13 protein-coding genes are annotated in these 12,876 nt (G+C 59.3%); 6 read left to right on the plus strand and 7 right to left on the minus strand.

Features of this window, described 5'->3' with window-relative positions; genetic code table 11:
- Positions 1-22: 22 nt before the first annotated feature.
- The 7 genes from I5R65_RS02825 to rpsF all read right to left on the minus strand — a co-directional run bounded on the left by I5R65_RS02825 (position 23) and on the right by rpsF (position 5,081).
- Positions 23-1,030: an inorganic phosphate transporter gene (locus I5R65_RS02825; protein ID WP_180668714.1), complete on the minus strand. Its 1,008-nt coding sequence runs from the start codon at positions 1,028-1,030 to the stop codon at positions 23-25.
- A 60-nt stretch (positions 1,031-1,090) separates the two neighbouring features.
- Positions 1,091-1,717, minus strand: coding sequence for a DUF47 domain-containing protein (locus tag I5R65_RS02830; RefSeq protein WP_102662959.1), 627 nt, complete (start codon positions 1,715-1,717; stop codon positions 1,091-1,093).
- A 203-nt stretch (positions 1,718-1,920) separates the two neighbouring features.
- The gene (locus I5R65_RS02835) at positions 1,921-3,366 is read right to left on the minus strand and encodes a replicative DNA helicase (RefSeq protein WP_370460947.1); all 1,446 of its coding nucleotides are present in this window, start codon (positions 3,364-3,366) and stop codon (positions 1,921-1,923) included.
- A gap of 205 nt (positions 3,367-3,571) precedes the next feature.
- Entirely contained in the window at positions 3,572-4,024 is a 453-nt protein-coding gene (gene rplI, locus I5R65_RS02840; protein ID WP_180668716.1) for a 50S ribosomal protein L9, read from the minus strand.
- 26 nt (positions 4,025-4,050) lie between these two features.
- Positions 4,051-4,335, minus strand: a complete 285-nt coding sequence (rpsR, locus tag I5R65_RS02845) for a 30S ribosomal protein S18 (RefSeq protein ID WP_006462643.1) — start codon at positions 4,333-4,335, stop codon at positions 4,051-4,053.
- 53 nt (positions 4,336-4,388) lie between these two features.
- The gene (gene priB, locus I5R65_RS02850) at positions 4,389-4,691 is read right to left on the minus strand and encodes a primosomal replication protein N (protein WP_180668717.1); all 303 of its coding nucleotides are present in this window, start codon (positions 4,689-4,691) and stop codon (positions 4,389-4,391) included.
- A 24-nt stretch (positions 4,692-4,715) separates the two neighbouring features.
- A complete protein-coding gene (rpsF, locus tag I5R65_RS02855; protein ID WP_006462645.1) occupies positions 4,716-5,081 on the minus strand; it encodes a 30S ribosomal protein S6 in 366 nt (121 codons plus the stop codon).
- A gap of 325 nt (positions 5,082-5,406) precedes the next feature.
- Between rpsF and lexA the strand changes: the two genes are divergently transcribed.
- From lexA to fliS, 6 genes are all read left to right on the plus strand, one after another.
- Positions 5,407-6,066: a transcriptional repressor LexA gene (gene lexA / locus I5R65_RS02860; protein ID WP_180668718.1), complete on the plus strand. Its 660-nt coding sequence runs from the start codon at positions 5,407-5,409 to the stop codon at positions 6,064-6,066.
- Positions 6,067-6,264: 198 nt separating this feature from the next.
- Complete coding sequence (locus I5R65_RS02865) at positions 6,265-8,238, plus strand: tetratricopeptide repeat protein (protein WP_180668719.1); 1,974 nt, start codon at positions 6,265-6,267, stop codon at positions 8,236-8,238.
- A gap of 322 nt (positions 8,239-8,560) precedes the next feature.
- On the plus strand, positions 8,561-9,649 hold the full coding sequence (locus I5R65_RS02870) for a flagellin (RefSeq protein ID WP_180668720.1): 1,089 nt from the start codon (positions 8,561-8,563) through the stop codon (positions 9,647-9,649).
- 78 nt (positions 9,650-9,727) lie between these two features.
- Complete coding sequence (locus I5R65_RS02875) at positions 9,728-10,087, plus strand: flagellar protein FlaG (RefSeq protein ID WP_180668721.1); 360 nt, start codon at positions 9,728-9,730, stop codon at positions 10,085-10,087.
- 230 nt (positions 10,088-10,317) lie between these two features.
- Complete coding sequence (fliD, locus tag I5R65_RS02880; protein ID WP_180668722.1) at positions 10,318-12,387, plus strand: flagellar filament capping protein FliD; 2,070 nt, start codon at positions 10,318-10,320, stop codon at positions 12,385-12,387.
- A gap of 29 nt (positions 12,388-12,416) precedes the next feature.
- Positions 12,417-12,875 carry a flagellar export chaperone FliS gene (gene fliS / locus I5R65_RS02885; protein ID WP_180668723.1) on the plus strand — a complete coding sequence of 153 codons (459 nt, stop codon included), beginning with the start codon at positions 12,417-12,419 and terminating at the stop codon, positions 12,873-12,875.
- Position 12,876: the final 1 nt, after the last annotated feature.

Raw genomic sequence — 12,876 nt, forward strand, 5'->3', positions numbered from 1 at the left:
GGCGGTCGCGAACCAGGATGACTTACAGCACGTGCACGCCGATCCACCAGGCAATCGCCGCCACGAAGGCCGAAGCCGGGATGGTGAAGATCCAGGCCCAGACGATGTTGCTGGCCACGCCCCAACGCACGGCCGACATCTTCTGCGCCGCGCCCACGCCGACGATGGCGCCGGTGATGGTGTGAGTAGTGGAGACTGGGATACCGAGGGCGGTCGCAATGAACAGCGTGATGGCGCCGCCGGTTTCGGCACAGAAGCCGCCCACTGGCTTCAGCTTGGTGATCTTCTGACCCATGGTCTTGACGATGCGCCAGCCGCCGAACAGCGTGCCCAGGCTGATGGCGCAGTAGCAGCAAATGATGACCCACATCGGTGGCGCTTCCGGCGAGGAATAGCCGGAGGCGATCAGGAGCATCCAGATGATGCCGATAGTCTTCTGCGCATCATTGCCGCCGTGGCCCAGGCTGTACATGGACGCCGACAGCAACTGCAGCCGTCGGAACCAGCCATCGATCTTGCGCGGTGTCGAGCGGAAGAATATCCACGACACCATGAGCATCATCAACGAGCCGAATACCAGGCCCAGCAAGGGCGACAGCACGATGAAGAGGATCGTCTTGAGCAAGCCCGCCGAGATCAGGGCGCCAGTACCGGCCTTGGCCACGGCCGCACCGACCAGGCCGCCGATCAGGGCATGGGAGGACGAGGATGGAATGCCGTAGTACCAGGTCACCAGGTTCCAGAAGATGGCGCCGATCAGGGCGCCGAAGATGACGTACTGGTCGACGATGGCCGGCTCGATGGTGCCCTTGCCAACCGAGGCCGCCACGTGCAGCTGGTGGAACACGAACACCGCCGCCAGGTTGAAGAAGGCCGCCATCGCCACCGCTGTCTGCGGACGCAGCACACCAGTGGAGACCACGGTGGCGATCGCGTTGGCCGCGTCATGGAAGCCGTTCATGAAATCGAACAGCAGGGCCAGGACGATCAACAGCGCGAGGATATGTAAACTGATTTGGATTGTTTGCATGGGGGAAACCGTTGTATGAAGCCAGCGGCGTCCCCGGAGGAATCGCCGCTACGCCGGGGATCAGGCGTTTTCGACGATGATGCCTTCGATGATGTTGGCCACGTCTTCGCAGCGGTCGGTGACGGTTTCCAGGATTTCGTAGATGGCCTTGAGCTTGATGAGCGTACGCACATCAGGCTCGTCGCGGAACAGCTTGGACATGGCCGCACGCATGACGTGGTCGGCATCGGATTCCAGGCGGTCGATTTCCTGGCAGATGGCCAGGATCTGACGCGAATTATCCATGTTCGACAGCAGGCCAACGGCCGCCTGCACCTTCTCCGCACAGGACAGGCACAACTCGGCCAGGCGCTTGGCTTCAGGAGTGATGGCCTTGATGTCGTACAGGGAGATGGTCTGGGCAGCGTCTTCCAGCAGGTCCAGGATGTCGTCCATGCGGGTGATCAGCTGGTGGATGTCATCACGGTCCAGCGGCGTGATGAAAGTCTTGTGCAGCAAATCGATGGTATTGTGCGTGATCTTGTCGGCCTCCTTTTCGACGGCTTCAATGGCATGCACGCGGATTTCGAGGTCATCGAAATTGGTCATCAGCGCTACCATTTCCTTCGCGCACTTGACCGCCAGCTCTGCATGCTGATTGAAAAGGTCAAAGAATTTGCCTTCCGTCGGCATCAATCGTCCAAACATTTTTCTCTCTCATCAATGGTGAGCGCCCGTCTCGGGCGCCGTTTCGAACCGGCCTGCGGCTGCCCCCTTGGAAGCCGGAATCCCGCCCTGCCGGTCCTGCACGAATGGCCTCGGAAGCCATCCGTCTTACATGACACGAGCGGCCCTGCGCCGCCCGTGATCCTCATGCGGTGACGGCCATCGCTGCCCGCCACCCCAACCGTTCAGTCGCCGCCGTAAGGCTGCGCCAGATTCCCGATATAGTTGTCGTACTTGGTATACATCCCCAGGAAAGACAGGCGAATGCTGCCAATGGGGCCGTTACGCTGCTTACCGATGATGATTTCCGCAGTGCCCTTGTCGGGCGAGTCCGGATTGTAGACTTCATCCCGGTAAATGAACAAAATGACGTCGGCATCCTGCTCGATGGCGCCGGATTCGCGCAAATCGGACATCACCGGACGCTTGTTGGGACGTTGTTCCAGCGAGCGGTTCAGCTGCGACAGCGCGATCACCGGACAATTGAGTTCCTTGGCCAGGCCCTTCAGGCTACGCGAGATTTCCGAGATTTCGGAGGCCCGGTTTTCCGAAGAGTTGCCACCATTACCCGACATCAGTTGCAGGTAGTCGATGATGATCAGGCCCAGCTTGCCGCACTGGCGCGCCAGGCGCCGCGAACGCGCGCGCAATTCGATGGGCGACAGTGCGGGTGTTTCGTCGATGTAGAACTGGGCATCGTTCATCTTCTGGATGGCGTGCGTCAAGCGCGGCCAGTCCTCGTCCAGCAGGCGACCGGTACGCAGACGGTGCTGGTCCAGGCGACCCACCGAGCCCAGCATACGCATGGCCAGCTGGGTACCGCCCATTTCCATGGAAAATACGGCCACCGGCAGACCGGACTCGATGGCCACGTGTTCGCCGATGTTGATCGAGAATGCCGTCTTGCCCATCGAAGGACGACCGGCGACAATGATCAGGTCGCCCGGCTGCAGGCCGGAGGTCATCTTGTCCAGATCCATGAAGCCGGTAGGCACGCCGGTGATATCGCTGCTGTTGTCGCGGTTGTAGAGCTCGTCGATGCGTTCCACCACCTGGGTCAGCAAGGGCTGGATTTCCATGAAGCCCTGGGAACCGCGCGAGCCCTCTTCGGCAATCGCGAAGATCTTCGATTCGGCCTCGTCCAGCATGGACTTCACATCCTTGCCCTGAGGATTGAAGGCTTTGCCGGAGATCTCGTCGGCCACCGTGATCAGCTTGCGCAGGATGCCACGGTCGCGCACGATCTCGGCATAGCGACGGATATTGGCCGCCGATGGCGTGTTCTGCGCCAGCGCGTTCAGATAGACCAGGCCACCCACTTCTTCGGCCTTGCCGCTGGTGGACATGGCCTCGTACACGGTGATCACGTCGGCCGGCTTGGTGCTGTTGATGAGCTTGACGATGTGCTCGAAGATGATGCGATGGTCGTAGCGGTAGAAATCCTCCGCGCTGACGAAATCGGCGATGCGGTCCCAGGCTGCGTTATCCAGCAGCAGGCCGCCCAGCACCGATTGCTCGGCCTCGATGGAGTGTGGCGGCACGCGGAGCGCATCGATCTGGGGATCGGAAGACTCCTTCTGGCCGCGGAAAAATTCAGGATTGCCGCGGGACGATTCTTTCATGGCGCGCATTATAACCTGCTGATGTGAAGCCGTTGGTTCAGGTGGACGTTTTTGCAGCACGCGGCCGGCGCAAGGAACGGATGTGAAGCGCAATCCCCGGGAGATGGTAGGCCAACACGCTTTCCCGGCAGGAACAGCCGAAGCAAAATGGCAATAAAAAAGCCAGGCGAACCCGGCTTTTCTATTGCAAAACGAATTGCAGCCAACAGGCGTATTACGCTTGCTCGCCCTTCACTGCGATGGTCACGTCGACCACGACGTCGGTGTGCAGAGCAACCGAGACGGGGTGTTCGCCAACCGTCTTCAGCGGGCCGTTGGGCAGACGCACTTGCGACTTTTCCACGGCAAAGCCCTTCTTGCCCAGGGCTTCAGCGATGTCGAAGTTGGTCACGGAACCGAACAGACGGCCGTCAACGCCGGCCTTCTGCGACACTTCCACGGTGGCGCCAGCCAGCTTTTCGCCTTGGGCTTGTGCGGCAGCCAGCTTCTCGGCAGCGGCCTTTTCCAGTTCGGCGCGCTTGGCTTCGAATTCGGCGATGGCAGCGTCGGTAGCACGACGGGCCTTGCGTTGCGGGATCAGGAAGTTGCGTGCGAAACCGTCCTTGACGCGCACGACATCACCCAGACCGCCGAGATTAACGATTTTTTCCAACAGAATGACTTGCATGTTTTTCTCCTATTTCTCGGCGCTGATTACGCGTTGTGCAGATCGGTGTACGGCAGCAGGGCCAGGTAACGCGCGCGCTTGATGGCGGTGTCAACTTGACGCTGGTAGTGGGCCTTGGTACCGGTCAGGCGTGCCGGCATGATCTTGCCGTTTTCCTGTACGAAGTCCTTCAGGGTGTCCACGTCCTTGTAATCGACCTGTTCAACGCCAGCGGCGGTGAAACGGCAGAATTTCTTGCGCTTGAACAGCGGGTTTTGCTGTTGACGCTTGTTTTTCAGCTTGCTTTTATCGAACTTTTTACCGAATGCCATGATTGGCTCCTGTATCTAAAAATTGGGTAAGGTCTTTTTGGCGCTGTCTTGCGTCAGTCTTCCGACGGGACGGCGCCAAAATCAACGATATGAAACACGACGCTCTTGCTGTTGCGATTCCTGCGGGCCAGAAAGCCGGTGAAGCGGAAGACGTCACCCAGCGCTGCCTTGTTGAGCGCGCCGGAGATTTCTCCTGCTGCCATCGCCGCGATCTCGAATTCGACCTGGCGACGCATGCCAGCTTCCATCTGCTCCGACTGATGCTGCAACCTGGCAGTCACGATCGGGATACCGGCTGGCGTATAACGCAGTACATCACGTTCGGCCAGGCTGGCGATGACTTGAAGCTGGTTCACTCTCCGCTATGAATCGCAGCGCAATCAGGCTGCCGGTGCTTCGGTACGGCTCTTGGCCGCGTCTTCCTTCTGCACTGCCTTCAGGATGGGCGAAGGACCGGTTTCGGCCTTCTTCATCTTGACGGTCAGGTGGCGCAGGACGGCGTCGTTGAACTTGAAGCCGGTTTCGATTTCGGCCAGCGTTTCGCTGTCGACTTCGATGTTCAGGCAGACGTAGTGAGCCTTGGCCAGCTTCTGGATCTGGTAGGCCAGTTGACGACGGCCCCAATCTTCGACACGGTGAACCTTGCCGCCGCGGGTGGTGACGATGCCCTTGTAACGCTCGATCATCGCCGGCACTTGCTCGCTTTGGTCCGGATGGACGATAAATACGATTTCATAATGACGCATGTAGACTCCTTATGGACTATTGAAGACGCCCACCCCGGCGTCAAGACGGGTGTGGGAAGAGGAAAGCCCAAGACTATACAAGGTTTCGCGCAGAACAGCAATGTCGACCATCGCCGGCGAGGTCGCACGGACACAGCTGTCACGAGGTTTCCTCCAGATCAGCCATGAAAATCTCTTCAGCTATTTATATATTGATCAGAAAGTCCGGGCTTTTACGCACTTTCCGCATTGCAAATTGCATGTTGCCGTTGACACAAGGATTGCACCTGTATAAAAATACAGACTGTTCATCCAAACAGCCTTCCCCAAGAGAAAGGCCCACCTCATGCTCAAACTGACCGCGCGCCAGGAACAGATCCTGAACCTGATCAAGAACGCCATCGAGAACACCGGCTTCCCTCCCACGCGCGCCGAAATCGCTGCCGAGCTGGGCTTTCGCTCCGCCAACGCGGCTGAAGAGCATCTGCAGGCGCTGGCCCGCAAGGGTGCCATCGAGATTTCCCCCGGCACCTCGCGCGGCATCCGTCTGCGCGAATCAGGCGCCACCCCCTCGGGCAGCATCGCCCGCCAGATGGCCCTGCCCCACCCGGCCCTGATGCAACTGAGCCTGCCCCTGATCGGTCGCGTGGCCGCCGGCTCCCCCATCCTGGCACAGGAACATGTCGAAAAGACATACCAGCTTGATCCGGCGATGTTCCCGAGCAAGCCCGATTACCTGTTGAAGGTACGCGGCATGTCCATGCGCGACGCTGGCATTCTCGATGGTGACCTGCTGGCCGTACGCAAGACCGACCAGGCGCGCAACGGCCAGATCGTGGTGGCGCGGCTGGCCGACGAGGTCACCGTCAAGCGCTACCAGAAAGCTGGCTCGGTCATCACCCTCTTCCCCGAGAACCCGGAATTCGACCCCATCATCGTCAAGCCCGACGCCGACGAGTTTGCCCTCGAAGGACTTGCAGTCGGCCTGCTGCGCAGCTGGAACTGAACCAGTAGGCAGCACGACCGCCCCCCCCATTGCATCGGCGCCACCGCCCGCGCCGCTCCATTCCAAAAAACCTTCGCCTAAAACGAAGGTTTTTTGCGTTCTATTCGCCTCTTCGGCATTCCGTCCTTGCGCATATTATTTCTACTGGATAGCCATGTCCGGCGCAAAGCATGCGCCCAACCAAGAGGACCCCTTTCGATGTCGACGCGCAAGAGCAACAACAAGCACGGTAACCAGGCCCAGGCCGCCGCCAAGTCCAATCTGCAAGACCTGCTGGATGTCCGTAAATGCCTGGATCTCCTGGACAATCGCAAGGTCGATGAAGCCAAGGCGCTCTGCAGTGCGGTCCTGGCACGCGTTCCCGACCTGGTGTTTGCCAATCATGCGCGCGGGCTTATCGCCATGCAGGAAGGCCTTAACAAGGAAGCTGAACTGTACTTGCGCAAGGCCATTGCGGCTGACCCGGACAATGCCGAATACCTGAGCAATCTGGCCGCCGCGGTGCTGGCACAGGATCGGATCGACGACGCCATCGCCCTCTATGAGCGCGCAATCTCGGTCGACAAGGAAAGCAGGACGGCCCGCGTCGGCCTGGCCAACGCCCTGCACGAGAAAAACGATCCGGAAGCCTCGATTGCCTATTTCGAAGACGCCGCCAGACGTGAGCCCGAGGCAGCCGGCCCGCTCTCCCACCTTGGTCGCGCCCTGGTCGAGGCACGCCGTTATGACGAGGCAGTGGCCACCATTCTCAAGTCGCTGGAACTGCAGATCAGCTTTGCGCCCTCGCACACGGCGCTCGGAGAGGCCTTCCACGCCATGGAGATGTACAAGGAAGCGCTGGAGTCGCATAAAACGGCCATCCTGCTGGACCCCGAAGACACCTACGCGCACTACAAGATTGCTGATACGTATTTGAAACTGCACAAGATTACAGAAGCCCATGAGCATCTCCAGCGTGTCATCGACATCGCGCCAAAGGATCCCAACAGCTATCTCAAGCTGGGTGCCAGCTACTTCTCCGCCGAAGATCGCTTCGACGATGCCATGCGCATGTTCAACAAGGCGCTGGAACTGAACCCCAAACAGGCCCTGACTTACAACAACATCGGCGCCATCAAGCACGATCATGGCGACACGCATGAGGCCGTGGAAATCTTCCGCAAGGCGCTCGAATTGCGCCCCAACTACTCCACCGCCAAACATAACCTGGCCTTGAGCTTGCTGCTGCATGGCGATCTCAAGGAAGGCTGGGAGTGTCATGAGAGTCGCCTGGAAACCCGCGAGCGCGCCTATGTCTACAAGCTCATCCACAAACTGTTCGAGATCATTCCCAAGTGGGATGGCAAGAGTTCACTGGAAGGCAAATTCGTGCTGCTGATGCACGAACAGGGCTTCGGCGACAGCATCCAATTCCTGCGCTATGCGCGCCTGGTCATGGACCGCGGCGCGCGGGTAGCGGTACACGTGAAGAATCCGCTGTATCGGCTGTTCCAGTCATTTACTCCTGAAGTCACCCTGATCCGGGAAAGCGACCCGCTGCCGCCCTGCGACTGCGCATACGTGATGATGAGTCTGCCCTATGCACTGGGCACTGATACCGTGGAGGACATCCCTTCCTTCCCGAGCTACCTGGCGGCCGATCCGCTGCTGGCAGAAGACTGGCGCCAGAAAATTGCCGCCCTGACAACATCGGAGCAACATCTGCGGGTGGGTGTGGTGTGGGGCGGCAATCCGGAGCACGGCAACGATCGGCACCGTTCGATTCCCCTGGAGACCTTCAAGCAATTGTTCGGACTTCCGAAGATCGAGTTCTACTCCTTGCAAAAGGGCAAGCCACTGGAAGACCTGAAAAACCTGCCTGAGGACCGGACTGCGCACAATCTGGGCGACCAGTGTGCAGACTTTGCCGATACCGCCGCTGCCATCCACAACCTGGATCTGGTCATCAGCGTGGACACATCGGTGGTGCACCTGGCCGGTGCCATGGGCCATCCCACCTGGGTACTGCTGCCGCACATCCCCGACTGGCGCTGGCTGCAAGACCGCGACGACTCGCCCTGGTACCCGAGCATGCGCCTGTTCCGCCAACCGACCTTCAGCGACTGGGACTCAGTGATGAAGCGCGTCGCCGAGGAATTAATCAGATTGCAACAAAAAAAGACGCAGCAATAGGCGTTCGTCCACGCGCACCTCTCTCCAAAGCCGCTCACACCAAGCGGCTTTTTTCATTGGGACGAAAATTTCTCGGTTTCAACAAAATTTCGCTAAAGTTTTCCTGATCGGCGTCGAAAAAGGATTTGCTTGCAGTTTCAAAGCACGCAGTTTTAGTTCGGAAAGCCTTGAAAGAGATTTTTTTCGCGAAAGCCCTAAACTTTTTCCAAGACTGCCCGATAAAGCAATCAACAGAGGTTGAAACGCCTGGGGCTCATGGGTAGAAGACCAAAGTTAAGCACTGAAACTCGGATCATCGGTCTCAAATCTTAGGAGAATTAACATGGCATCAGTCATCAATACCAACATTCCGTCGCTGAACACGCAACGAAATCTGAATTCGTCGCAGGCGTCGCTGAACACCTCGATCCAACGTCTGTCGTCCGGCCTGCGCGTCAACAGCGCAAAGGACGACGCCGCCGGCCTGGCCATCGCCGACCGCATGAACTCCCAGATCAAGGGTCTGGCAGTTGCACAACGTAACGCCAACGACGGCATCTCGATGGCTCAGACCGCTGAAGGCGCTCTGTCCACCGTGACCGACAACCTGCAGCGTATGCGTGAACTGGCTGTTCAGGCTGCCAACGGCACCAACAGCGCACAAGACCGCAAGACCCTGAACGACGAATACAAGCAACTGTCCAGCGAAGTCTTCCGCGTGCTGAACGGCACCAGCTTCAACGGTCAGAACCTGTTCACCGGCGCCGGTCAAGGCGCATCGGCTGGCGTCGGCTCCAGCTCGGCCAACGTTTCGGCTTCCCTGACCCTGTCGTTCCAGGTCGGCGCCAACGTCCAGGACAACAAGCTGAACGATCAGATCACCATCACCCTGGATGACCTGTCGAACAACAAGACCGTCGCCGACGTCATCGGTACCAGCGCCAAGGGCCTGATCGGTCTCGGCGACACCTCCGGCGTGAGCACTGCTCAAACCACCTACACCTCGGCCAAGGCCAAGCTGGACAACCTGTTCGCTACCGGCTCGACCCTGAGCGCCAGCGCCCTGGCATCTTCCGCAGTGACCCTGCAGAAGGCCGTGGACAGCGCCAAACTGTCCCTGGACAAGGCTGTTGCCGCTCCGTCGGCACAAAGCGATGCACAGAAGGCAATCACCAACCTGGACAAGGCCATCAGCCTGATCTCGTCCAAGCGTGCAGAATTCGGTGCCGTTCAGAACCGCTTCAGCGCCGTCATCAGCAACCTGCAAGTGTCGAGCGAGAACATCACCGCGTCCCGCAGCCGTATCATGGACACCGACTACGCTGCAGAAACTGCAAACCTGACCCGTGCGCAGATCCTGCAACAGGCTGGTAACGCGATGCTGTCGCAGGCCAACTCGGCACCGCAGCAAGTCCTGTCGCTGTTGAAATAAGCCTGATAGCTAGGTAGGATGACGTGCGGAGGATAGGCCTTATTCTCCGCACGTTCCTTTAAGGAAGGGAGTAGTAACATGTCGATTGCCCCACTTAATATCACAGCTGCTGGCGATTCCGGTACGGCGTATGCCTTGCCGCAAAGCGCTGTCAAGCCAGATCCCGTGGTATCGACCGTTGCCCCGGCAGCGACTTCGGAAGCACGGCGTGCGACGGAAAGCGATGTCAACGATGCCGTCAGCAAACTCAATGACTTCGCGAAGACCAGCGCCTCGGCACTGAATTTCTCCAAGGACGAAGAGACTGGCCGCACCATCGTCAAAGTCGTGGATACCGCGACCGACACCGTGATTCGCCAGATTCCCAGTGAAGAAGCGATCTCCATCGCCAAGTCCATCGACAAGATGCAAGGCCTGTTGATCAACCACAAGGTCTGAATTGAACTTGAGTCTGGTACGAACTGCAGTGGCTCGAAAGACCGCGTGCGCCCATGTTCACTCATGGCGCATGACGGGTTCGGCTACCCCAGTTCATAATGGATTCGCATAACACCCGCACAGCGTCCCTCCTGCACCGACGCCGTACTTGAGAGCCACTCTCCTCTTGACCGCGCGCGCAGCTCCCCCCTAAAGCGCTGTGCCTTACGCAAAGATTCAGGAGTTGAACCATGGCCACTTCCACCGGCACTATCTCCACCTCGGCAGGTCCACTTGACGTCGCGACCCTGGTCAGCCAGTTGATCTCCGCGGAGAGCCAATCCCAGCTGACTCCGCTGACCACCCAGGCCAGCAGCTACAACACCCTGATCTCCGCGTACGGCAGCCTCAAGAGCGCGCTATCGACTTATCAGTCGGCCATCAAGGGCATGAGTGCAGCCAGCTTCAGCTCCCAGAAAAGCAGTGTCAGCAACGCCGGCACCGGCAGCAGTCTGACCACCGATCCGTTCACCGCCGACATCAACAGCGACGACTCGACCAAGATCCTGGCGCAGAAGATCAAGTCCGAGGGCGTCGCCAGCGGCACCACCTTCAGCGCCGGAGACTCGCTGGCCATCAAGATCGGTACCAACTCGCCCACGTTCATCACGCTCAAGGCAAACTCCACCCTGGCAGGTGTGCGCGACGCCATCAATGCCTCCAAGGCGGGGGTAAGCGCATCCATCGTCACCGATGGCAGCGGTGATCACCTGGTGCTGGAATCAAACACCGGCGGCACCGCCAATACCATCAAGGTCACGGCCAACAACAGCCTGTCCCGCTTCGCCTACGATCCATCGAGTTCAACACCCAGCACCACGACCCAGATCCAGGCGCCGCGCGATGCCACCAAGGCCGCCTCGGGCACCTATTCGGTCGGCGTGACGCAACTGGCGCAGACCGCCAAGCTAAGCTCGGCCAGCATTACCCCGGGCAGCACCTTCGAAAACGGCTTGCTGGCGATCAAGACCGGCACCGGTTCGACCACCATCATCAAGCCAACCACCAACAGCCTGGCAGGCGTGCGCGATGCCATCAACAGCAGCGATGCCGGCGTGAATGCCACCATCGTCAGCGACGGCACCAACGATCACCTGGTACTCACCGCCAAGGACAGCGGTGCCACCAATACCATCAAGGTCACCGGCACGTCGGACTTTGCAGTATTCAATTCGGACCCGAGCGGTACGGTCACCACCCCCAATGTCGGCAACAGCCAGCTCTTTACCACCGGCTCGCTGAACCTGAAAGTGGGTGACAGCACCATCGCCATCAACCCGACGGCCAATGGCAGCGGCGACATCGACCTGACTCAGGTCATGACCGCGATCAATGGCGCGGCCGCTGGCGTGACCGCCTCGATCACCAACGATGGCACCAATAGCCGCCTGGTGCTGACACCCAACGCCGCGAACGCCACGGCTGCCATCTCCCTCGCCGGTAGCGGGGATTATTCGGGCCTCACCGCCAGCGGCATGGGCCAGTTGCTCAAGGCGCAGGACGCCAAACTGTCCATCGACGGCGTGACCGTCACCAGCCCCAGCAACAAGGTGGAAAACGTGATTTCAGGCGTAACCCTGAACCTCTCCAAGGTCACCACCTCGGCTGACGATTTCACACTCAATATCAGCAATGACACCACCGGCCTGACCAGCGCGGCCAACACCTTCGTCTCTGCCTATAACACCCTGGCCAAGGCGATCGCCAGCATGACCGCGCAGACACCCTCGACCACGCTGGGCCAGGCCAACACCTCGGCGCCACTGGCCAGCGAATCGTCGGTCCAGACCATCATGACCCAGTTGCGCAACACCCTGTTCTCCTCGGTGGATGGTGGCAACGGCATCAACACGCTGTCCGACATCGGCATCGGGTTCCAGAAGGACGGCACGCTGGCACTGGACGCCACCAAGCTGTCGACCGCGGCCACCAACAATTTCGCCGGCATCGCCAACCTGTTCGCCGGCACTGATCCGGATACCACCAACACCACCTCCTCCAAAAATGGTATCGTCACCAAGTTGACGACGCTGATGACGAACCTGTTGAGTGACACCGGCATCATCGCCACCAAGACCAACGGCCTGCAAGCCAGCCTGAAGATCAACCAGGATCGCCAGACTGCAGTACAGAGCCGCTTGTCCAATCTGAAAGATGCCTACACCAACCAGTTCAACCAACTCAACATCACGCTGGCCAGCATGCAGTCCACGCAGAGCTACCTGACCCAGCAATTGGCCAGTCTGGCCAAGAGCAGTTGAGTCTGAATCCGCGAACATAGGAGAAAGTCATGTTCGGAAGCATGAAACGCGGGGCCAACGCCTACGCCAATATCGGGGTGGAAACCGGCGTGGTCGCCGCCAGCCCGCACAAGCTCATCACCATGCTCTTCGATGGCGCACTGGTAGCTATTGCGCTGGCCAAGAAGTACATGGGCGAAGGCAATATCAAGGACAAGGGCGAGTCCATCACCAAGGCCATCCTGATCATCGACAATGGCCTGCGCGCGAGCCTGAACAAGGAAGTCGGCGGCGAACTGGCATTGAACCTGGATGCGCTGTACGAGTACATGAGCCGCCGCCTGTTCGAAGCCAACACCAGCAACAATCCTGCCATTCTCGATGAGGTCCACCGGCTGCTGGATGAAATTCGTTCGGCGTGGGAACAGATCGGGCCCAACGCCGCACAGTCCACACCGCAGATGGCCATTGTTCCGGATCATTCCCAACCCAGCTTCGCAAAGGCCTGAC

This window comes from Herbaspirillum sp. AP02 (genome assembly GCF_015767275.1).
Lineage (GTDB): Bacteria > Pseudomonadota > Gammaproteobacteria > Burkholderiales > Burkholderiaceae_D > Herbaspirillum.

Coding starts and splice junctions, on each gene's coding strand:
- I5R65_RS02825 (WP_180668714.1), bottom strand. CDS start 1,030: ATGCAAACAATCCAAATCAGTTTACATATCCTCGCGCTGTTGATCGTC.
- I5R65_RS02830 (WP_102662959.1), bottom strand. CDS start 1,717: ATGTTTGGACGATTGATGCCGACGGAAGGCAAATTCTTTGACCTTTTC.
- I5R65_RS02835 (WP_370460947.1), bottom strand. CDS start 3,366: ATGCGCGCCATGAAAGAATCGTCCCGCGGCAATCCTGAATTTTTCCGC.
- rplI (WP_180668716.1), bottom strand. CDS start 4,024: ATGCAAGTCATTCTGTTGGAAAAAATCGTTAATCTCGGCGGTCTGGGT.
- rpsR (WP_006462643.1), bottom strand. CDS start 4,335: ATGGCATTCGGTAAAAAGTTCGATAAAAGCAAGCTGAAAAACAAGCGT.
- rpsF (WP_006462645.1), bottom strand. CDS start 5,081: ATGCGTCATTATGAAATCGTATTTATCGTCCATCCGGACCAAAGCGAG.
- lexA (WP_180668718.1), top strand. CDS start 5,407: ATGCTCAAACTGACCGCGCGCCAGGAACAGATCCTGAACCTGATCAAG.
- I5R65_RS02865 (WP_180668719.1), top strand. CDS start 6,265: ATGTCGACGCGCAAGAGCAACAACAAGCACGGTAACCAGGCCCAGGCC.
- I5R65_RS02870 (WP_180668720.1), top strand. CDS start 8,561: ATGGCATCAGTCATCAATACCAACATTCCGTCGCTGAACACGCAACGA.
- I5R65_RS02875 (WP_180668721.1), top strand. CDS start 9,728: ATGTCGATTGCCCCACTTAATATCACAGCTGCTGGCGATTCCGGTACG.
- fliD (WP_180668722.1), top strand. CDS start 10,318: ATGGCCACTTCCACCGGCACTATCTCCACCTCGGCAGGTCCACTTGAC.
- fliS (WP_180668723.1), top strand. CDS start 12,417: ATGTTCGGAAGCATGAAACGCGGGGCCAACGCCTACGCCAATATCGGG.